We start from the raw sequence: 19,969 nt of genomic DNA, 5'->3' as shown, positions 1-19,969 counted from the left end.
CGGTCGTCAGGGTCTTTCTGCTCCTGCGACGGTCGTGAACATAGCCAGCCCGGGACCTGTTCGGTTGGGTGGAGGAACGTAGAAGCGGCGGTGGCAGGAGCATGTGCGGGTGACGGCAGCGGTGAAGTCGCCGCGGTGGCCTGCTCGGATCGAGCGGACCCGGGCCGCGATGATGGCCGCGGTCGCGGAGGTTCAGAAGACCGCTGGCGGGTGGGTTGCCCGGCCGGCGTCGCACGGCGCGATGGCGCGCGGCTGATAGACGGGCAGCGCGAGCGTCTGGAGCAGCTCGGCGTGGTGCGCTTCCCCGCGGGAGCAGGAAGCGTCCGCGAAGGCGTCCAAGAGTGGCTCCGGGGCGTTCGGGGAAGGGCGTGGCAAGTCCCTCTGCGTGCGGGCTCCGTGACGGCCACCCAGAGGGCACGCAGAGCGGAACGAGAGCATGTCCCGCACACGCCATTGTCCAAGAGTGCGGCCCCGGTGCGGCCGGTGGCCGCAGAGCTATGCCTTGCTGATTGGGATCTTGCGGGATGATGCGCGCACATCAGTACGGAGGCACGCTTGATCATCTTTGATACGAATGCGCTGAACCTTCTGCCGCCAGAGGGTCCGCGGGCCGACATCATCCGGAAGCTGCGGCAGTCGAAGCACCACAGGGTGGCCGTGCCCTGGATGGTGCTGGAGGAGATGGCCGCGCACCAGGCGAAGTTCTACCCCGACAAGCACCAGGCGGTCGTGAGCACCCTGGAGAAGCTGCGTAACGTGCTTCCCTGGGAACTGGAGAGCTCTCTGGAGCCTCTTGACCTGGAGCGCTTCCTGGATCACTGGCGAGGTGTCTACGGGGAGATATTCGAGGTGATCGAGACCAGCGGAGAGGTTGCGCGCAAGGCGCTGGCCCGCGAGGCGATGGCCCTCCCGCCGGCGAAGCGGGCCAAGGATCACTCTGAGGGCGCACGCGATGTGGCGATCTGGTTTTCCATCCTGGAGTTCCTCAAGGAGAACCCGGACGAGAACGTCTGCTTCGTCACGAACAACACCTCGGACTTCGGGGACGGAACCGTCTTTCCGTACCCGATGAACGAGGACCTTCGGGGCCTGGAGGACCGGCTCACTCGACTCACGGACTTCGACCAGGTCGTCTCCGAGTTCACCAAGGAGGTGTCCGGGAAGGATGCGGTGGTCGCTGCGGGTGAGCTGCTGAAGTCGCTATCCGTACGGGGCCTGGTTGCCCAGACCGCTGTGGAGATGCTCAGTTCGCCCACCGGGTTTGTCGGTCTTGGCCCCGCCGACACAACGGTCGAGTGGCATGAGTGGTTGGTCTCTCCGGAGGTGGATCTGCTCAGCGTCACGGACGTCACGGGGCACGAGATCGGAGGTGATGTCTGGTACACGGCCAACGCGAAGTGGCTGTTGTACGGTCTCGCGGCCGATGGGCCTGACGCTGCCGCCCGGTACGTCGCCTGCGTGTGGGAGATGAAGGTCCTGTTCTCCGCGCGCGACGGAGACGAGACGCCGACCCTTCTCCAGACGCGCGACCCGTCGGCCCCGGACACGTCCGACACAACGAGCATGGAAATCCTGCAGCGCCTCAAGGAACGGGTCGCCGGCCTCTCCCGGCGAGCCTTCAGGAATCTTCAGGTCGGGGCTTTCCCGGCGGAGCGTCTGCTCGCTCAACAGCTCGCAGTGTCTCTGCCGAAGCTCGACATCGCCAACGGCCCGGCACAACGGCTCGCCGAGCAGATCGCCGCCTCCCAAGCGGACCTGTTCACCAGCCCAGTGCAGAAGCTCGCCCAACAGCTCGCCGCAAACCAGGTGAAAGCACTCACCCCGGTACAGCGACTTGCAGAGCAGATCGCCGCCTCCCAAGCAGCCCTGCTCACCAGCCCGGCACAGAAACTCGCCCGACGGCTCTCCGCAAACCAGCCGAAGCTCGACATCGCCGCGTTCCTGCCGCGTACGAGCTTCGCCGACTCCCCTGCGGCGTCCATGGCGGCAGGCGTCGGTGATCTGTCTGCCGCCGATGAGGAGGTCGAGAGCGAGCAGCGGTCGTTCTCAGCCGCCGACGACGTTGAGCCCGCAATCGATCCCGATGCCCCAGGCGACGCGCGGGAGGACTGAGGAGCCCGGTCACTGCGGGCCGACCGGACCGCAGTGCGGGGGCGGCCCCGGCCGTACTACACGTCACCCCCGGTACGCGGCGGACCGGGCAACCTGGTCCAGGACGTCACGCGTGCGTGCCAGCGACAGGGGGTCGTAGTCCGGGGGCAGATATCCGCGGTCCGCGCACGTCCTGACGCCTGACGGTCTCCCGGGGAGCCCGTCAGGCGTCAGTCAGGATTCCGTCCTCTCCGAGGTCGGCGGCGGCCACGCTCAGGAAGGCGTCGTACGCCTCGCGCGCCCGTGACTGCAGGAGGTCGAGGTCGGGCTCCTCCGGGTCGAACCCTTCTGCCGTCAGAATCTGGGCGTATCCGGTGGACGGTGGCGAGAGGGGGCCGGTGTCCAGGTCCTGCCCTTTCAGGGCGGCGATCGCGCGGCCGGTTGCCCGGCTGAGGAGGACAGACCACTTGGCCACTTGCAGCGCGGCCTCGGCCACCGGGCGGGTGGCGTCCAGTCGGAGAAGGACCCGCTGGGTATCGACCTCGTTCTGCCGGTACGTGAGCGCCTCGTTCCACCGCTTGTGGGCGTTCTCGATCCACACCTCGCGCTGGTCCGGGAAGCGGTCAACTCGATACAGAGGGGTCAAGGTGGTGGAGAGCTTGTCCAGGTAGTGGTCGATCGTCTTCGCGTAGCTGGCGTACGTGGCGCGCCGTGACTCGCGCAGGGCCCGGAGGGTTTCGGTCCTGACCTGGTGGCGGGCCGTGCTGCGACTGAGGAGCGCCGCACTGGCGCCCGCCGCCGCTGTGCCAAGGGCTCCGACGGTGGCGCCGAGTACGGCGGCAAGTCCTGCGTCCATCGCGTCACTGTGGCGGCCGTCATCCAGACGGCGTGAGACGGTGATCAGCCATTCGCATCCGGACAGCCGTCTCCCGGGAGACGGCTACCGAGGTGACTACGGGCATGGGCTACGCGTTATCGACCCCGTAGCCGGGCCGTCCAGTCGTGTGCGGACGGCTCCCTCATTTCGCGCTGCGGGCGGCGTGCCAGGCTGCCCTGCGGGCCACGGCGAGCATCGCGGACTCGCGACGGCGCCCTGGCCGATCCCGAATTCCGCTACCTCTCGCCCCATCAGCAGAGACGGATGGAGCGCCAGTTCCGTCCGGCTCGGCTGATCACCCCGTGCTGTTCCAGCCTCCCGATCTGGTAGGCCGTCGAACTTGTGCTGGACAGCCCGACCTGCTGGCCAATTTCCCGGATCGTCGGCGCTTCGCCGTGTTCGGCGATCCACTCGCGGACGCAGATCAGGATCCGTCGCTGCGTCTCGGTGATCTCGTTCATGCCGCCTCCGTCCGGCCGCGTGCACGGGCGTAGTGCCGCAGCTCCCCCGAGGTTGTCGGCGATCGGCCCGCCTCCGTCCAGTAGTGGTGACCGGCCAGATGACACGACAGAAGGATCAGGCGGCGCCGGAGCGCGGTGGTGCTGGTCGCTGGGGAGCGGCGGGCGAGCTCCTCGTACGTGCGGATCCAGTCGCTCTCCATCTGCACCAGGTCGTCGGGGAAGCCATTTCGCGCCATGGCTTGATTAGAGCACATGTTCGATTCCTGTTGCAGGCTGAGACGCGGGGGCGAATGCGGGGGATGCGCCCCGACCGGCAGCGGACGACGCTGGAGTCATGAGGACCGTCTGGTCCGGCATGATCCAGTTCGGGATGGTCGCGCTGCCTGTCCGGCTGTTCGGGGCCACCGCCGAGCATGACGCGCGACTCCACGAGATCCACGTCTCCGACGGCAGCCGGGTTGAGCACCGGCGCTTCTGCCCTGCGGAGGGCCGGGAGATCTCGTATGAGGAGGTCGGGCGGGGATTCGCCTTGCCCGACGGCCGCATGGTGCCGCTGACCGAGGAAGACCTGGCGCGCCTGCCGCTGCCGACGAAGCACACGTGCGAGGTGCTCGGCTTTGTCCCTGGGGCGGACGTCGACCCAATCAGCTACGCCAAGCCGTATTACGCCGGCCCTGGCGGTCCCGGAGCCGATCGGCCCTACGCCCTGCTCGTGGAGGCCCTCGCCCGCACCGGAATGGTCGGCGTGGCCAAGATCGCCATCCGGAACCGGGAGCGCCTGGCGGTGCTGCGGCCACGCCGCGGCGTACTGGTCGTTCAGACCCTGCTCTGGGAGGACGAGCTGCGGGAACCCGGCGATCTAGCTCCGCCGGCACCGGTCACGGACCGGGAGCTGGAGCTCGCCGAGGTGCTGATCCGGGAGCTGACCGGCATCGAGAAACGCGAGATCCACGACGAGTACGGACACGCCCTGGAGCAGCTGATCACCGCAAAGGCCAGCGGCACCGAGCTGGCCGAACCGCCGGAGACGGCACCAGCAGTGGACCTGATGTCCGCGCTGGAGGCAAGCGTACGGGCAGCCCAAGCCGAGCGTGGCAACTGAGAAACCGCGGCGTGGGCCCGCTGGCCGTCCGGCAGTTATCTCCGGAAATCTCCGAGTCGATCGCCCGCGATGTTCACAGGCGGGGTCGGCCGTCCGGAACCCGAGTATCAGCATCGATGTCAGCGCTACTCAGTTCCGCCCTGTTGCGGATCGCCGAGCTGCTGGACGACGAGAAGGTCCGGGAGCGGGAGCGTGCCGAGCTGGCCCAGGACCTGGCCGCCCGGATTCGCACGGCGCTGGGTCACGCGCACGAGGTCGCTGCGGACGTTGCTGGAACGACCGGCAGCTGGCCGACCGCACCCACGAGCGCATCCTGAACACCACCGAAAACCAGGACGTGACCGACTCCTCGCTTACTCTCACCTTGCCGCCGGACGGCGAGCACATCACCGCGCACATCGACGGAGCCCTCTGGCGTCGCAGCGAGAGCCCGCCCGGTGAGGTCCCGCCGATCAGCATCTGCGGCGCCCCGTACGACGGGACGTGGTGGGGCCGCCCGCCGGATGACGCTGCCACGAGGATCGACCTAACCGCCACAGCAGTGACCGCATTCATCATGGAACACATCGAGACAAGGGGATTTGCATGAGCGGCCAGGAGCCGAGGCACTTGGATATCCAGGGGACGGACGACAGAGATGGATGGAAGATCCTTGTCTTCGACGATCCGCAAGGCGAGTTGGACAGGATTCAGTCCCGCATCGACGCTGGTGAGATCTTCACCTCGGTCACAGTGACCACGAGCCGCAGCGGCTCAACCCAGGAAGTCACCTTCGATTCCCCAGTGGCCTCCTGCCGGCTTCTTCCTCCAGAGCCCACCGTGATCAAAGGGAACATCACCCCACAGGGAGAGGGAGACCGATACACCTTCACGCCCAAGAGCCAGTAGCTGAGCGCTGCCCCTCACGCACGTTGCCCAGGACGCTTCAGTGGTCCCAGGCAACGTCATCTTCACGCGGGGGCTGCGGCTGCCTCACCCTGCGGGATGCGCGGGCCGGGCACCGTCGCCGGATGGACAGGTCCAGATCGAGGCGGCTGTTCCTGTCCAGCTCGAACCGGCCGTACATCATGTGCATCCAGAACAGCGGCGACAGCGCCCGCAGCTTGTCCGCCCACTTTCGTTGATCAAGGACGGCACTATGACGGACGGCACTGACACCGATGCCCCCGGGCAGAGCCACGCACAGAGACAGAACTACGGCACGGATGCCTCGGCGAGGAGACCCGTGCTGGAGCGGTGGCTGGGCAACGCGGTTGAGGACCACCCCGTTCGGCTCTGGCCCGACCGGGGCGATGCCCCTGCCGGGCGGGCCGCGCTCGACGTCCTCGACGCAATGCTCGATGCCCTGGACCAGGCTGTCGGCGACGATCCGCGGTGGGCGGCCAAGCAGCGGGAGTTTGCTGGCCTGACCTCGATGGGCCAGTTGCTGGAGATGCGCGGCGAGTTCGCCGTCGCGCTCGCCCTCGCGTCCGCCGGTGTCGGCTACCGGCTGGGGAACACCAAGGTGTCCAACCCCGACCTTCTTGTCCTGTCCCCCGCCGACGGCGGCCTGGCGGCGGGTGTGGAGGTGACTGCGCGGGCGCCGCAGGGCATCGCCGAGCTCGTCGAGCGGGTTGGCTTCGTTCGCGTTCAGCAGCAGCGTTTGTCGATGAGTTTCAACAGCAGTTGGCGATCAACGCGCTCGCAGATGTTCACGGGAAATGACGGTGCTGCCGTCAGTGAGAGCGTTCGCGTCGATCACGGGGATGGCCGGCACCTCCGGGGAAGCAGGCACGGTAATCTCGAGCCATGCCCGAGATATCGGTGGCGCACTTCTACGACGAACTGGCCGACGACTACCACCTGATCTATTCAGACTGGGACGCGAGCGTCCGTCGGCAGGGGGGCGCCCTGGACGCCCTGATCGGCCAAGATCGTGCGGCGGTCCTCGACTGTTCCTGCGGCATCGGCACGCAGGCCATCGGCCTGGCGCTGCGCGGGCACCGCGTCACCGGGACCGACCTCAGCCCCCGCGCCGCCGCCCGCGCTGCCCGTGAGGCCGCCCGCCGGAGCCTGAGCCTGCGCACGGCCGTCGCCGACATGCGACGCCTCCCGATTCCTGACGGCCGGTTCGACACCGTCGTCTGCGCCGACAACTCGCTGCCTCACCTGCTGACTGAGCAGGATGTGCACGCCGCCCTGGCCGAGATGCGCCGCGTGCTGCGTCCCGCCGGCCTGCTACTGGTCAGCACACGTCCCTACGACGACCTGCTGCGCGACCGCCCGGCTTCGACGCCTCCACAAGTCCACCGGACCGCCGACGGCGCCGACGGTGAAGAACGAACCGTCACTTTCCAGCTCTGGCACTGGCACGACGACGGCGAGCACTACGACCTGGAGCACTTCCAACTCCTTCCGGCAGGCGGAGAATGGCGCGTCCAGGTCCGCCGGACCACCTACTGGGCACTCGGCCAGGACCGGCTGGCCGGCCTCGCGGCCGAGGCCGGGTTTGTCGACCCCGAGTGGCGGATGCCGCAGGAGACTGGCTTCTTCCAGCCGCTGCTCGTGGCCCGCGCCGGTGGGTAGGTGATGGTTCCACCATCCGCCACGTCACGCCGTGCTTGCGCTCCAGTTCCCGCATCGACATGCCGCCGCGATGGTCACGCCAGATCGCCGCGTACAGCTCGACTTTCGACATCTGCGGCATGACCAGCACCTTTCACCAAGAGCATCCCGATGCTGCCCTGGCAAGAGCCCTCGTGCCTCCCAAACTCATCAACATCACCCGACCGTGGTTCGGGGCGCCTCCCAAACCCATCGACAAGTGACGTCACTACTGCTCGATAAAGCCAAGCGGGTCGAGGCCGAGCTCGGCGCCGGCCGCGGTCTCGGTGCCCGCCTGGTCTTCAGCAGCTACCCCAGCAGGCTCCAGGAGGGGGCCGTGGAAGCGGTCGCTGCCGCCGTCCGTAATCAGGTACTCGCCGCACACGGCGCCTGCGGCGCGGCGCCGGTGGTGATCGATGTCGACGACGTGAAGAATGCCGGTGCGCTGACCGTCACCGTCCACGTCGAGGAGAGCGAGGAGCGGTGCCGGTGGCAGGTCGCCGGTGGCGACCTCACCGGGCCGATGTCGTCTGCCGTCTACGCCGCGTTCGAGGCCGGGCGCGGCAGGGAGAAGGCCGCCCAGGGGCGTTCTCTCGGCGGCGTGCCCGTGATCCTGGCGGTCGACCTCTCCCGCTATGGCGCCGCGTGGATGCGGCCCGGCTGGGTCTGGGCCGGGCAGCTCGCCGCCTCCGAGTACTTCACCTCCGACTACCCCTTCGCCGCACTCGCTGTCTTCCACCAGAGCCTGGAGACCCCGGTTGTCCTCAACGCCGCCGTCGGCATCTCTGCGCACGCCGACCCCGGCACGCGGCGGACCGTGCAGGAGCTGTGCGACACCCTCGGCTGGCCCCACAGCTCCACCAGCGGGTGAGCCTGGTCGGGCGCGGCCGGTAGGCGGTAAGGCCGCAAGCGAGTGTCGGGGCAGGAAGGGCACGGCGCTGCTGGGGCTGCGGCCGAACTGCATGAACCGGCGCGCAGCGGTGCTGGCGCAGCCGGGCCGAGCAGCCGATGGGCTGGGATCAGCGTGCCGTACTGGCCGAGCTGGGCGTAGCGGCGGGTGTGCCGGGAAATTGCGCAAGGTTATGTGTGACCTGCGGTGATGAACGAGTGGGAAAGGTACGTCACTTCGCGGCGGCACGGCGGCGCGCTGGTTTCGTCGGTGGCCGCGCTGTCACCATCAGGGCACCACGGCAGCGGGCCCGTACCGCGCTGCCGGGCCGGAGCCGTCGTGGCCGCGCCGGTCGTGTCTCCCCTCATTGTTCGCCTTTCTGGAGGTGCCGCATGTCTCTTCCGCCTGGCCCCATGCCTCAGCCCGTCGCCCTGCTCGGCGACGTCGCCGGGCAGGCGCCCCCCCGGGCACGGCCGGCTCGCCCTTGCCGAAGCGGCGGTGGTGATCGCCCTCGTCGGGGCCGTCACCGTGCTCGCCGTCGTCCAGCGGCCCCTGCCGGCCGCCTTGGTCGGGCTGTGCGCGGCGGCCGGTGCCCTGCTGCTGCGGCTGCCCGCCGCCTGTCTGCTCGGGCGCTGCGCCGGGGGGCAGGGGTGACCCGCCATCCGGTGCCCGGGCAGCACATCCCGTCGCAACTCCAGGAATTGATCGACTACTTGCTCGGGCTCAAGGGCGGGCGCACCTTCGAGAGTCTGGCGGCCGCGATCCAGGGCGCGTACACGGCGTCGACACTGCGGCGGGCGGTCGACGGCCGCATGCCGACCGAGAAGGTCGTCGCGGCTTTCGCGCGGGCCGCCCGCTCGGAGGCGGCCGATGTCGGCAAGGTCGAGGCGGACGAGGCGGTCCGGCTGCTGCGGGCGGCCCGGGCGGAAGCCGCCGCGGCCCGGCTTGCGGCGGCCCGAGCCGGCCGCAAGCCGTACACGCCCGGGCGGATCGCCACGCTCCGAGGGCTGGTCGCGGCGATGAGCCGGGTCCGCCTCGAGGCCGGGGACCCGTCTCTGTCCGCCTTGGAGCGAGCGGGGGCCGGTGCGCTGCCCAGGAGCACGCTGTCCCTGGTTCTGGCGGGCAAGCGGCTTCCCTCTGCCGAGCTGCTGGTCGCGTTCCTTGCCGCCTGCGAGGCGTCCGAGTGCGTCACCAGGGAGCTCAACGCCGCCCGCGACCGCCTCGGCCCGCGCCCGGTCCCGCCCCGGGGTGCGCGGTTGTCGGACTTCTATCCGTGTGCCGACGCCGATCCCGCGATCCCGGCTGCGCTCGACCGTGCCGAGCGCAGCCGGGAGATCCGCGCCCTGTGTGGCAAAACCGTTGAGGAGGACTGGTACGACCGGCAGTTGCGTGAGGAAGAGGAGCGAAGGCCGGCCTGGGGGTGGAGCGATGCCGAGATCGAGGGCTGGGCGTCCGAGGCGGAGTCCCGGCCGGACACGGTCCCGGCGGCCGGGGAACTGCGATCCGCTCTGCTGGAGATGAGCAGCCGGACCCGCCCCTGCTGAACCAGAACGCCCGTCCGGCCGGGCAGTTCAGCCGAACCGCCCCCTCCTGGCGAGTCCCGCCGGTACGCTGGCCGCTTCGTGCGGGGTGCGTATCCACTCCGTGTCACCAGCGGCAGGAAGCCGCTCCTCCTCATCCGTCCGCGGCCCCTTGAGATGCCGCTGACGCTCTGACGCTCGCTCCTCGAAGGCCCCGTGTGCTGTGCGCACGGGGCCTTCGGCATGTCTGCCCCCTGTCACCCATCTCTGGAGACCGCCATGTCCCCCGCGCCCTTCAACGACCCCGAGCTGCAGGCCGTTTACACCTACCTCGTCCCCGGCGGGCCCACCGGGCGGCCGGCCGCGGCGAACGCCGAAGCGATCGCCGATCGCGAGGGCCTCGACCTCGGCGCCGACCTGTCCGCCGCCCGCCGCCGCGCTCCCGAGCCCACCTGCAGCGTCCGGCGCGGCTCCCGCCGGACACTGCAGGACCACGCCTACGGCATCCTGCGGGCCCGGGCGCCGCGCATGCGGGCGGCCGTCCTGCGGGCCCAGGCTGCCGCGTGGGCCGACCTGCGGATGTGGCCGCACGAGACCGAGTCCTGGATCCACGCCCTCGGTGCCGACGGTGCGCCCGTCGCCGCCGCCTGCCTGCGCCTGGGCATCGGGCTTACGGCCATGGGCATCGTCCTCGATGGGCAGAGCGCCAGCCGACGGCTCCGAGGCGGCGAGACACCCACCGCCGTCCAGGCCCGCGCCGCCGCCCTCGGTATCCCTCTCCCCCGCTGACCCCGCCACGGCAGGCGCAGCGGCGCCTGTGACGAGGCTCGGTGATGCCAGCACCAGAGGCGGGCGCGGCAGGCTGCGTGGAGCTCTAGGCTCTGCGCATGACTTGACGTATCGGTCGGGGCGGGCGCAAGGGGCAGACGCATACCGCCACTCCCCGCCTTCGCACTTACAGCGTCCCGCCGGCCTCAGCGGTCACGGTGACTCGCGCGGACGGCACGGCAGAGACCGTTCCCGCTCGGAAACCGCAGGCCACTGAGAAACCACGGCCCAAGCGAGGACCGTTGATCTGCGCGATGTGCGGAGACCCGACGACGGAGTCCCCCCGTGTACAGCCGGGCACGCGGTACACGGGGGAAGCCGGTGCACGCGTCGTGCGATCCGACGGCTACGGCGGAGCGGCCCAGGCGTCCGCCCCGGCAGCAGGATCCGACGCCGCCGGTAGTCGGCCGCATCGCTCCCGGCGCCGACCCGGCGACTGCCTGGATCGACATTTCTTGTACGCAGTGCTGGGCCCAGCCAGCGCAGCCGTGCACCGTCCGCTACAACGACGGGACGAGCGGGGAGGCGAAGAGTCCTCATCGGGAACGGGCCTTGGCCGCGAGGAAGGCCGCAGGGCCCAGGTGAGTGGATGCCTGGGCACAGGCGGTTCCAGGCAGCGGGCCAGGCGGAATAGGGCCGGGGGTCAGCCCGTCAGAACGCTCTGGTCGTCGTCGGCCAGGCCGATCTCATGCAGGAGCTCCTCCTGATCGATGGTCAGGTCGTCGCCGGGGTTGCGCAGCCAGGTGCGGTAGGCGCGGCCGTCGCCGGGCTGGGTGAGGCTCTGGCCCTGGCGGTAGCGGTGTGCGGCGGTCTGGTAGTTGCTCTGCCAGCGGAAGTGCCAGCCGGGGTACCAGTGGGGGTCGATGCGGTTGAGCTGCGACCTGAGTCCGGCGTCGATGGTGTGGTTCTTGGCGCTGGCCCGGTAACTTCGCAGGCGCTCGCCGACCTTGGTGCCGTCGGGGGCTGTGTAGCTGACGGGGACAGCGAGGCCTCCGTGTTCGCGGGCGCATTCCTCTGCGTACGTGATGAAGGTGTCGCGGCTGGCTTCGGCGGGGTTCCAGAGCATGCCGTGGGCGTTGAGGAAGACGGTCTGCCATTCGTCGAGTTCGCCCTTGCGGTAGGCGCTGCGCTGGCTGTCCAGCCAGGTGTAGAGGTCCACGCGGTGGGGGTCGGTTTGCAGGGCTGCGGCCTGGTCTCGGGTGACGGACAGGTGGCCGTGCTCTTCCCAGTAGGCGGTGACCTGGCGGGACATGTCCATCCAGTCGTTGGACAGGTTGTGGGGCTTGAAGGTCCGCAGCGTCATGACGTTGTGGATCTCTCGGGGGGTGAGGACCGTGCCGTCGGTGCCGACGATCTCGGGGAAGTCTCCGCCGCCGCCGAAGGGGGGCATGGTGTTGTTTTCGGGGGTGAGTTCCACCGTGGGCTCGGCGCTCTGCTCGGCGGGCGGCGGCTCGCTGCCGGCGGCGGCCGCCGGTGCCTGTTCGGCGGCCGGCGCGGGGAGCTCGGTGGTGGGGATGCGGTCGGCGATGCGCAGGTCGTGGGAGCTCAGGGCGACGAGCATGTCGTAGAGGGGCTGGAAGGAGTCGGCGTTGAGGAGGTCTTTGGGGTCTTCTCCGGCGGCCAGGTAGATGGGCACCAGGATGGTGGCCTTGTCGGAGCCGTCGGGGTGCAGGCGCAGGGCGCGGCCGAGGGCCTGGACGACGTCGGTGACGCTTGATTTGGGGGCGGCGAAGCACAGGGCGTCGACGGTGGGGACGTCGACGCCTTCGCCGAGGAGGCGGGAGTTGGCGAGGATGGTGAGGTGTGCGGGGGCGGGCTCGGTGCGGAAGGCGGCCAGCTTCTCGAAGCGGTCGGGGGATTCGCCGTAGACGGAGTGGGCCCACAGGGACTCGGGGCGCAGCGGGACGGGACCGTGGGGGGTCTCGGTTACTTCGCCGTCGAGGGCTTTGGCGGTGGGGATGAGGGACTGGATGAACGCGGTGGCGTCGGCGATGGCCTTGTGGAAGGTGATCATTTTGCGAACGCCGTAGGTGGCGCAGGTTTTCAGGACAGCGGTGGCCAGGCTCATCATGGCGACCAGGTCGGTGGCCCGTGCGGTGCGGGTGCGGCGCAGCCGGGGCTGGAGGTCGGGGTGGTCGACGGCGACCAGGACGATGCGGTAGTCGCGGGCCAGTTTTTCGGAGATGGCGGTCGACAGCTGCATCTCGAACACCCGGGGGCCGTAAATTTCTGGATCGTCCATGCTGGCGACGAGGTAGAGGCCGTTCTCGCGGGGGGCGAAGGTTTCGGCGTACTTGGGGTCGGCGGACCAGATGCGGGGGGTGGCGGTGCAGTAGAAGCGGCGGGCGGCGGGGATCTCGTCGTCGTCGTGGACGACTGACCAGGCTTTGTCGAGGCTGCCGGAGGTGCGGTGGGCCTCGTCGCAGACGATCAGGTCCCAGGGCGGGATGATGCCGCGGCGGTGGGCGGTGATGAGGGTGCCGTGGAAGTTGCCGCTGTCGACGAGGTGGGCGTAGGTCGCGAAGACGGTGTAGTGGTCGAGTCCGGTGAGCATGTCGGCGAGCTCGTCGGGGCCGCCGGCGCGGGACACACCCAGCTCGCTGAGTTCGTCGAGGGGGCCGCAGACGGCGATGAGGTCGCCGGTGTGGGCGCTGTCGGCCTGGAAGACGCGGATGCTCTGCAGGAGAAGGTCGAGGGTTGGGAAGAGGATCAAGCGCCGCTTGGCGTGGCCGGTGGCTGCGAGCTCCTCGCACAGGCGGGCGCAGATGAGGGTCTTGCCGGTGCCGCAGGGGGCGACGATGTGGCAGCGGGATTCCTCGTCGCGCAGGGTGTGCAGCGCGGCCTGGACGGCCGTCTTCTGGTGCTTCTTCAGCCTTTTGCGTTCCGGCTGCTGTGCGGGGATGAACATGCGCGGCTTCCTCCAGGGGCGCGGGCCCGGGCGGTGGTCAGAGTTCGAAGTCGATGTACGCGAGGCCGGAGAGGTCGCACTCCATGCCGGGGTCGAGGTCGAAGTAGGCGGTGGTGACGCCCTGGCTGGCGATCTCGAGTGCGTGGGTGCCGTCTCCCGCGTGCCAGGCGGCCACCAGGGTGCGGCTCGCTTCCCGGGTGAGGTCTTCGTTCAGCCAGCGCTCGCGGGGGTCGTCGCTGGTGCCGCCGGGGCTGGAGAAACCGAAGGAGCCACGGATGTTGACCCGCAGGCCGCGGATGCACATCGCTGCGTCCACCTGGGCCTGGCTGATCCGGGGGCGGGCCCGGTACAGGCTGCGCACGGCCGTCTCCAGGCGATCGGCGAAGTCGGCCGGGGGGTGTTTGCGCAGGCCCTTGAGGTAGCGGCGGACGGTCTCTGGGTGGACGCCGAGCATGTCGGCGACCTTGCGGGTGCTGGAGCCGGTGCGGCGGTGCAGGTAGGCGATCTGCGCATGCGGGGTGTGCAGCCGGTCGGGCAGGGTTCTGCGGGCCTGGGCGACCAGGCTCTCCCGGGCCTGGGCGGCGGTCTTTTCCAGGGCCGTGAAGAGCCGTTGGGCGGCTGCGTCCTGGCTCTGCGGGGTTCGAAAGCGCAGGGCCATCACTCGTCTCCGTCGTGGTCGAGGCTCTTGATCTTGGAGGCGGGGTTGATGCCCTTCTCGGCCAAGCCCAGGTACCAGTCCATGCTGCGGGTGGGCTCGGGTTTGACGTGGCCGGGGTTGGGGCCGAGGGTGAAGCCGCCCTTGTGCCCGATCAGTCCGAGGACGTCGTCGGTGGCCGAGGCGTAGCTGATGGAGTCCGTGCGGATGGCCAGGGGCACCGCGCCGGTGGCTTCCATGGTCCTGAGGATCTTCCGGTGCATGTTCGTCCGGGAGCGCGCGATGATCGCGGCCCGGATGTCCGGCCGCCACTGCGGGCTTTTCAGCGCCGGCCAGGGGGCGTGAGGATCGCGGGAGCGGCCTCCGGTACGGCGGTCCCGCGTGCGGAACTTGCCGATGCCGGACTTGAACGTGGCCTTGATCGCCTTCAGTACCTGCAGGTCTGTCGCGTGCAGCTTGCGGAACTTATCGCCCTCGAGCTGGGCCATGGCGGTGAGGAACCGCTCGTCGTAGGCGGCGCGGTCCTCGCCCTTCTGCATGGTGGTGACGCCCAGACGGGCGTAGGTGGCCAGGAGAGCGTCGCGCAGCTGGTCATACCAGGGCGCGAGGTAGGGGCCGTTGCCGAACGGCGGGACGGGCGGGTACTTGCTGTTGCCGTGCTCGTCGGGGTCGATGAGCATCGGCGGGTGCGGTGTGATGCCGAGCGCTGCCGCCTGCTCGGCAGAAGGGCGCACCCAGGCCTCCAAAAGCCCCGGCTGGAGGCCCAGCTCGATCGCGTAGGCGATGCTGTGGGTCTCGTACCAGCCGGGCCCGGTGGGTGTGCTGCCGTCCGGGGTGAAGGGGTTCGGGAGCCCTCTGGGGACGGGGACTTCAGACAGGTCCGCGTTCCAGCTGCCGGGCAGCTTCTTGTCGAAGCGGACCTGGGGCAGGTGGTAGGGGGCGCACAGCCCCACGGTGGTGCCGTTGGAACCGGCGCCGAAGGCACACGAGAGGTCGACGGTCACCACGAACTCGAACTCGCGCTCGGCCTTGGTCGGCATCCGCCACCACGACAGGGCCTCCTCGTTCAGGGCCTGCGAGGGGTCGGTGCGGTCACGGGCGAGCGGGTGCTCGGGGGGCACCTCGCACGGGGCCGGATCGACCGCGGCGTGCAGCGCGTCCTTCACCCACGCCGGGCGCACGTCGGGCTTCTCGCCAGGCCTCGCGTAGTTCCAGGGCCGGGTCCGCGGTCGCAGCTGCTTCATCAGCTCCTGTGACGTGGCCGCGACAGAGCTGACCGGGGTGGTGACCGTGCTGCTGTAGGTGTCGAGGAACCCGACGACGTCCGTGACGGAGACAGTGAAGGCGCCGGTGTCGTCGTCGTACGGCAGCGGCCAGCCGTCCTTGCTCAGCGCACCCCAGGACAGGATGGCGAACTGCACCGAGCGGCGCTCCCCCTGCTCGGTCAACGGCTGGTAGACCCGGGGCCAGGAACTGAACCAGGGATCGTCACCGCGTCGGGCCGTCCTCCAGCCCGCCTGGGCAATCTCGTGGAGGACCGGGTGGTCGACGTCCAGGGCGCGGGTGCCCGGGTCCGGGAAAGCGGGCAGCCCGAGCATCTCGGCGGCCTTGGGCATCAGGACCACGAGCGGATCCCGGTCAAAGCCGAAAGGGGTGGCCCGAGGAGTGCCGAAGGGCCGGGCCAGGGCCCATTGCGCCACGTCCACGAGCGTGGTGGCCTTGCACGCCTGGGAGCGGCCTCCCGCGAGGTAGGCGGAACCTTCACCGTCGAGCACGGCGAAGGGCCCGTAGTCGAAGCGGCGGGGCGTGCGCGGGGACTTCACGACCCCGGGCTGTTCGTCCTCGCCCACGCCTTCCGCGCTGACCGCCGTGGTGTCCACGACCGGGGCAGCGGTCGCGGGGACGGCAGCCGGAGCTGCTGCGGGGGCGGGTTCGTTCGCGGGCGTGGGGCGGCTGGTTCCCGTGGGCCAGGCGCCCGGACGGCGGTCTGTGTCCTTCACCAAAACGGGGACGGTCTCGGCCGGTGCCGCTGCGGCGGCAGGCTGGGGCTCATGACGGGCCGACGGCACGGCCGCCGTGTGGTCCGGGGCCGGGGAGTGCACCGGCCCGGTGGGCTGCAGGCCCTCGTCCCGCGCCCGGGCGTGATCAAAGGCCCGAGCCTGCTCACTCTCACTGCCCGTGCCGGGCGTCAGCTCAAGGACCCGCTTCGCGGCGGCGGCCTCGGTGAACCGGGCGCAGGAGAGATCCGCCGCCAGATAAACGGTCGACAGGGGACCGAAGTCCCGTTCCCACACGGCGACTTCGGCCCGGGCGCGGTCGCGCGTCAGGGTGAGCATGACATCGGGCTGCAAAGACGTGAGGACGTCCGGGTCGTTGCTGTCCACGACCGCCAGCACGGGCACGCGCAGGCGTTCCGCCAGAGCGGCAAGCGTCCGGGCAGCCCCGGGCAGGCCGCGTCCGGACAGCACGGTCCCTTCCCGCTCCCCTGCCTGCAGCCGGTCGACCACCACCAGTGCGAGCTCCCCCATGCAGGCGGCGCTCTCCGCAATGACCTCTGCGGTCAGGTCGGCATCGTCGATGTACAGCGGGGCATGCAGGCGGGCCGCGTAGGCGTCGGCTGCCTCCTGCTGCTCAGCAGGCAGCGTGCGGGCGCGCAGGTCCTGATAGCTCAGCGCAAGGTGACCGGCCACCATGCGGGCTGCCACATCGTCGCGGCGCAGACCCGAGGCCGCGTACAGGACCGGTCGGCCGTGGTCGATGGCGGTGGTGCGGGCTGCTGCTGTGGCCAGAAGGCTGCCGCCTGCTCCGGGCGGTGCGGCCACGACAATCAGCCGCCCGTCGGCCAGGCCACGCACGGCAGCGTCCAGGGACGGCAGGCCGAACATCATCCCGCGCGGGGAGTGCGCCTCGCGCAGGATGTCGGCGATCTGGGCCGGCTTGGCACGGCTACCGGTGGTCTGCGGCGCCGGGCTCTGCCCTTCGATGTCTGCGAGCAGCAGCGCCACAACAGTGCCCCGGCGCTCCAGGGCACAGGGGATGCCACCGGCTGCTTCCGTGACCAGGGTGCCCAGTTCTGGCCGGGCATTGGTCAGCGACACACGCCTCAGCGCCGTCACCGCGTCCGCACCCAGACGGGACACCGGCGCCAGCAGGGCGGCCAGCCCGTCCCTGTCAAGGGTCAGCCGCGTGGTGCGTCCGTCCTCGGCTCTGGCGACGAGCGCCGTGAGCTGCTTCCGGGCCTCGTGTACACCCATGGATGAAATTGACTCAGGTTCGGTAGCGGCGGACATCGCACCTCTTCGCAGCTCGAAACGTAACGCAACCCTACCTCACAACTTGAACGTCAAGAGCCATAGATGGCTCAACTCTCCTTCTATATAGCGAATTTCGAGCACGTTAAATAAGTAACGTTAATGATAGAACTTCGAGGTGGAACCATCTGTAAGACCCTGACGCCATGCGATCAATGCGGCGGAACCACGAGCTGAGCCCGACCACATACTGCGAGACTGACACCAGCCCCGGGCAGCCGCCTCGGACAAATGCTCCGATAAGCCTCTTCTGGCGTCTGGCCGTCACGGCTGCCGCCCGGTCCCGGACGCACAGCCCCACCCCGCGGGCCTGCCTCCACTCGAAACCGGTCCATACCCGAAGGGAACGACATGGCCGAGAACGTATTCATCCTCATCACCGCCGAAGAGGGCTCCCAACTGGTCCACTCGGACGACGTGCGGACGGTGAGCTGGCACGGGAGCCGGCGCCTGTACTTCACCATGTCCGACGGTGAGGAGTACGCGCACGTCCTTCCCGGCAACACCCTTCCCCAGCTAAAGACTTCAGACATCACGCCAGAGGCGGGCAACCGTCTGGTCAGCTCGTTCCTGGAAGAGGTCCACGGTGCCTCCCAGCGGGAAGGCACCCACCAGCTGACCGTCGCGGGAACACCGCCGCAGTGGGTCCGTCACACCATGGGAGCCGAGTAACAGGCCTCCGCCACCGCCGGAACGCCCGGAAATCGCACGCCCCGAAAGGGCGACGGCAGATCACTTCACCCGACCCGAAGCCGGAACACCCCGCGGGCTCTCTCCGAAGCTCAGGAAATTGTGTACATCGTTCAGGCCTTTCAGGCCTACTCCACACGTTGCCGACCACAGCCGGGCCTCGCGGGCCGGGCGCCACGCCGCCAGCCGGGCCGAAGCAAAGAAAGACTCTAGGTCGGCCAGCTGGCCTGCCCGTTCTCGACCTCAAGGACATGCGACGTCAGGGCTTCGTGGAACCTGAGGTAGCCAACCCAGACCGCGTCGTCCACGAGCCTGTGGGTGTCGTGAACTCGGGCAGCCAGCCAGCAGAGCAGCTCGCCGACCTTCTCGAAGTCGTCCGGGTGGATTTCCTGCCGGGAGGTCAGTGACCAACCCTTCCGCGGCAGGTCCGCGCGGCTGGCCAGTATCGAGCAGAGCGCGCCACCCACCCGCGAGGCCGCACCACTCTCGGCCAGCAGTGGATGAGGATTGTCCTCGACCACCGGGGGCCCCGATTCGTCCATCGCCACGGAGGGGAACTCGGTCACGATGGACAGGCGCTCGGGCTGCGGCCCGATTCCCAGATGCCAACGGAGCTCGACGAGCTCCTGCTCGGAGAGCTCGTCCCGCAGATCAACCGTGACCATCAGCTCATACATGTCACTCACCCGTCGGACCCTACAGAGAGGGCCTGACAAGACGATTCGAGGCCGAGTCGCCGAGGTTTCAACGTGGCGCGCCTCGTGGTCGTCGCCTGCTCAGCGCGCGACGTCGCCGTCGATCCGGTCAGGGCCGTCAGGCCGCCCGGACCGTTCGGCCGCTGCCTCGCCTACGGGCAGTCACGTTCCCGATGCGGCCGCAGAGGCCCGCCGCTGAAGGGCGCTTTGGGCGTCGGCTGTCACGGCACGCGGTGCGGCTGTTGCCCTGTATCGTCGTGGTGGCGTACTTCGCTGGTGCGCGCCGCGGCCGGGCCCACCTCTGGTCGAGGGTGAATCGAGCGGCCGCTCGGATGCGAACGTGACTGGTCGTACCGGTTTGTCCTTGACGCCTCGTACGCTCCCTGGCGCCTGCTGTGGTGGGACGGCATCGCGGGGTATGTGCAGGAGTTCGTCATGGCACCGAAGAAGTCCAACATCAGCCACCAGCAGCAGATCGCCCGGGCGTTGAACCGGGCATCGGGGTGCGGCTACCAGGAGGCGTTGCGCCGGGTCGCCGAGGCCGCGCGCAAGGGCTTGCTTCCACCGGTCTTGGACAAGGCCGGCCGGGAGCAGGCCGTCGAGATCCTGCTCGCTGCCGACGCCTCCCTGCTGGAGACACCCGCCGCGCCCGTGCCCTTGTCGGAACTCGCCCCCTGGGCCGAGCGTGCCCGGGCCGTGCTCAGCCGGTTCACCGCCCTGTTCGTCGCCGACCTGGTCGCCCAGGACGAGGACGCCGAAGAGCGCGCCGAGTTCGCGGCGTACTGCGAGGAGGCGGAGAGCGAGGACCTCGCGGCGGCCTGGCTCTATCTGGGCGCCGGGTGTATCGCGTCCTTCAATCAGGGCCGGGGCCTTCAGACGCACGGGGAGTGGCGGACCTCGCTGGACCAGCTTGAGCAGCAGATTCAGGAGCACTGGCGGGGCTTGGTGGGAGCGGTCGACTTCACCGACGGGTTCACCACCGCCGAGGAGGTCTTCAACCGCGACGTGTGGGACCTGCCCACCATGGCCATTCTGGCCGGAGTACCGGAGGCGACGCTGCCGGTGACTTTGCGGTTGTGGGCCAGGGCCTGCGGCAGCGTGGCGGCGGGGGACGCGGGGCGCGCGCTGCCAGCCTTCGTCCTGGCACGTGAGCACCGGTTCGCCTTCGATCTGGCACAGATCCAGGTCTCCATGATGCTGCGGGCCCTCACGTCGGACTACACCTTGCCCGAGCTGGTCGAGTTCTCGGCCCAGTTCGCCGACGCGCTGGCCCGCCACCACATCCGGGCCGCCGACGGCCCGGAGGCTGACGCTCCGGTCACGGGGCCTTCCGCGTCCGCGGCCGGACAGGAGGGATGA

The 19,969-nt window shown here is 69.6% G+C and carries 21 protein-coding genes; 13 read left to right on the top strand and 8 right to left on the bottom strand.

The genetic code is table 11. From position 1 onward, the window contains the following. Window positions 1–192: 192 nt before the first annotated feature. Window positions 193–375: a hypothetical protein gene (locus ACZ7IB_RS41145; protein WP_470919844.1), complete on the bottom strand. Its 183-nt coding sequence runs from the start codon at window positions 373–375 to the stop codon at window positions 193–195. A 180-nt stretch (window positions 376–555) separates the two neighbouring features. On the opposite strand from ACZ7IB_RS41145, the gene ACZ7IB_RS41140 reads away from it, so the two are divergent. Next, a complete protein-coding gene (locus tag ACZ7IB_RS41140) occupies window positions 556–2,112 on the top strand; it encodes a PIN domain-containing protein (RefSeq protein ID WP_470919842.1) in 1,557 nt (518 codons plus the stop codon). Window positions 2,113–2,314: 202 nt separating this feature from the next. Here the strand turns inward: ACZ7IB_RS41140 and ACZ7IB_RS41135 are convergent, their stop codons facing one another. The 3 genes from ACZ7IB_RS41135 to ACZ7IB_RS41125 form a co-directional block, all read right to left on the bottom strand. Beyond that, on the bottom strand, window positions 2,315–2,947 hold the full coding sequence (locus tag ACZ7IB_RS41135; RefSeq protein WP_470919840.1) for a hypothetical protein: 633 nt from the start codon (window positions 2,945–2,947) through the stop codon (window positions 2,315–2,317). Between the two features lie 272 nt (window positions 2,948–3,219). Beyond that, window positions 3,220–3,429, bottom strand: a complete 210-nt coding sequence (locus ACZ7IB_RS41130; RefSeq protein WP_470919838.1) for a LexA family protein — start codon at window positions 3,427–3,429, stop codon at window positions 3,220–3,222. Continuing rightward, window positions 3,426–3,665: a hypothetical protein gene (locus ACZ7IB_RS41125; RefSeq protein WP_470919836.1), complete on the bottom strand. Its 240-nt coding sequence runs from the start codon at window positions 3,663–3,665 to the stop codon at window positions 3,426–3,428. Before ACZ7IB_RS41125 ends, ACZ7IB_RS41130 begins: the two co-directional genes overlap by 4 nt. Before the next feature lie 98 nt (window positions 3,666–3,763). Here ACZ7IB_RS41125 and ku point away from each other — a divergent pair, with 98 nt between their 5' ends. The 10 genes from ku (at window position 3,764) to ACZ7IB_RS41075 (ending at window position 10,312) form a co-directional block, all read left to right on the top strand. Continuing rightward, window positions 3,764–4,531 (top strand): non-homologous end joining protein Ku, encoded by a 768-nt coding sequence (gene ku / locus ACZ7IB_RS41120; RefSeq protein ID WP_470919834.1) that lies wholly within the window; start codon window positions 3,764–3,766, stop codon window positions 4,529–4,531. Window positions 4,532–4,647: 116 nt separating this feature from the next. Next, window positions 4,648–4,848, top strand: coding sequence for a hypothetical protein (locus tag ACZ7IB_RS41115; protein WP_470919832.1), 201 nt, complete (start codon window positions 4,648–4,650; stop codon window positions 4,846–4,848). A gap of 20 nt (window positions 4,849–4,868) precedes the next feature. After that, entirely contained in the window at window positions 4,869–5,120 is a 252-nt protein-coding gene (locus ACZ7IB_RS41110; RefSeq protein WP_470919831.1) for a hypothetical protein, read from the top strand. After that, window positions 5,117–5,419 carry a hypothetical protein gene (locus tag ACZ7IB_RS41105; protein ID WP_470919830.1) on the top strand — a complete coding sequence of 101 codons (303 nt, stop codon included), beginning with the start codon at window positions 5,117–5,119 and terminating at the stop codon, window positions 5,417–5,419. The genes ACZ7IB_RS41110 and ACZ7IB_RS41105 overlap by 4 nt, the downstream gene beginning before the upstream one ends. Before the next feature lie 250 nt (window positions 5,420–5,669). Next, entirely contained in the window at window positions 5,670–6,377 is a 708-nt protein-coding gene (locus ACZ7IB_RS41100) for a hypothetical protein (protein WP_470919828.1), read from the top strand. After that, window positions 6,320–7,096, top strand: a complete 777-nt coding sequence (locus ACZ7IB_RS41095; protein WP_406498271.1) for a class I SAM-dependent methyltransferase — start codon at window positions 6,320–6,322, stop codon at window positions 7,094–7,096. The genes ACZ7IB_RS41100 and ACZ7IB_RS41095 overlap by 58 nt, the downstream gene beginning before the upstream one ends. 238 nt (window positions 7,097–7,334) lie before the next feature. Continuing rightward, window positions 7,335–7,985: a hypothetical protein gene (locus ACZ7IB_RS41090; RefSeq protein WP_470919826.1), complete on the top strand. Its 651-nt coding sequence runs from the start codon at window positions 7,335–7,337 to the stop codon at window positions 7,983–7,985. A gap of 516 nt (window positions 7,986–8,501) precedes the next feature. Continuing rightward, entirely contained in the window at window positions 8,502–8,657 is a 156-nt protein-coding gene (locus ACZ7IB_RS41085; protein WP_470919824.1) for a hypothetical protein, read from the top strand. After that, window positions 8,654–9,547 (top strand): hypothetical protein, encoded by an 894-nt coding sequence (locus ACZ7IB_RS41080; protein WP_470919822.1) that lies wholly within the window; start codon window positions 8,654–8,656, stop codon window positions 9,545–9,547. The genes ACZ7IB_RS41085 and ACZ7IB_RS41080 overlap by 4 nt, the downstream gene beginning before the upstream one ends. Before the next feature lie 255 nt (window positions 9,548–9,802). Next, window positions 9,803–10,312 (top strand): hypothetical protein, encoded by a 510-nt coding sequence (locus ACZ7IB_RS41075; RefSeq protein WP_470919820.1) that lies wholly within the window; start codon window positions 9,803–9,805, stop codon window positions 10,310–10,312. A gap of 682 nt (window positions 10,313–10,994) precedes the next feature. Here the strand turns inward: ACZ7IB_RS41075 and ACZ7IB_RS41070 are convergent. Genes ACZ7IB_RS41070 through ACZ7IB_RS41060 form a run of 3 tightly spaced genes read right to left on the bottom strand, consistent with a single transcriptional unit; the run spans window position 10,995 to window position 17,168 of the window. Continuing rightward, window positions 10,995–13,259: a helicase associated domain-containing protein gene (locus ACZ7IB_RS41070; protein WP_470919818.1), complete on the bottom strand. Its 2,265-nt coding sequence runs from the start codon at window positions 13,257–13,259 to the stop codon at window positions 10,995–10,997. A gap of 37 nt (window positions 13,260–13,296) precedes the next feature. Further along, window positions 13,297–13,917 carry a telomere-protecting terminal protein Tpg gene (gene tpg / locus ACZ7IB_RS41065; protein ID WP_470919816.1) on the bottom strand — a complete coding sequence of 207 codons (621 nt, stop codon included), beginning with the start codon at window positions 13,915–13,917 and terminating at the stop codon, window positions 13,297–13,299. Next, window positions 13,917–17,168, bottom strand: a complete 3,252-nt coding sequence (locus ACZ7IB_RS41060; RefSeq protein WP_470919814.1) for a DnaB-like helicase C-terminal domain-containing protein — start codon at window positions 17,166–17,168, stop codon at window positions 13,917–13,919. Before ACZ7IB_RS41060 ends, tpg begins: the two co-directional genes overlap by 1 nt. Window positions 17,169–17,576: 408 nt before the next feature. Here ACZ7IB_RS41060 and ACZ7IB_RS41055 point away from each other — a divergent pair, with 408 nt between their 5' ends. Further along, complete coding sequence (locus ACZ7IB_RS41055; RefSeq protein WP_470919813.1) at window positions 17,577–17,897, top strand: hypothetical protein; 321 nt, start codon at window positions 17,577–17,579, stop codon at window positions 17,895–17,897. 227 nt (window positions 17,898–18,124) lie between these two features. Here the strand turns inward: ACZ7IB_RS41055 and ACZ7IB_RS41050 are convergent, their stop codons facing one another. Continuing rightward, window positions 18,125–18,592 (bottom strand): hypothetical protein, encoded by a 468-nt coding sequence (locus ACZ7IB_RS41050; protein WP_470919852.1) that lies wholly within the window; start codon window positions 18,590–18,592, stop codon window positions 18,125–18,127. 453 nt (window positions 18,593–19,045) lie between these two features. Between ACZ7IB_RS41050 and ACZ7IB_RS41045 the strand changes: the two genes are divergently transcribed. Further along, window positions 19,046–19,969, top strand: a complete 924-nt coding sequence (locus ACZ7IB_RS41045) for a hypothetical protein (protein ID WP_470919811.1) — start codon at window positions 19,046–19,048, stop codon at window positions 19,967–19,969.

Source organism: Streptomyces sp. NPDC037301 (assembly GCF_055602785.1).
The sequence above is the reverse complement of the archived record's forward strand: the minus strand, read 5'-3'. Positions and strand labels throughout refer to the sequence as shown.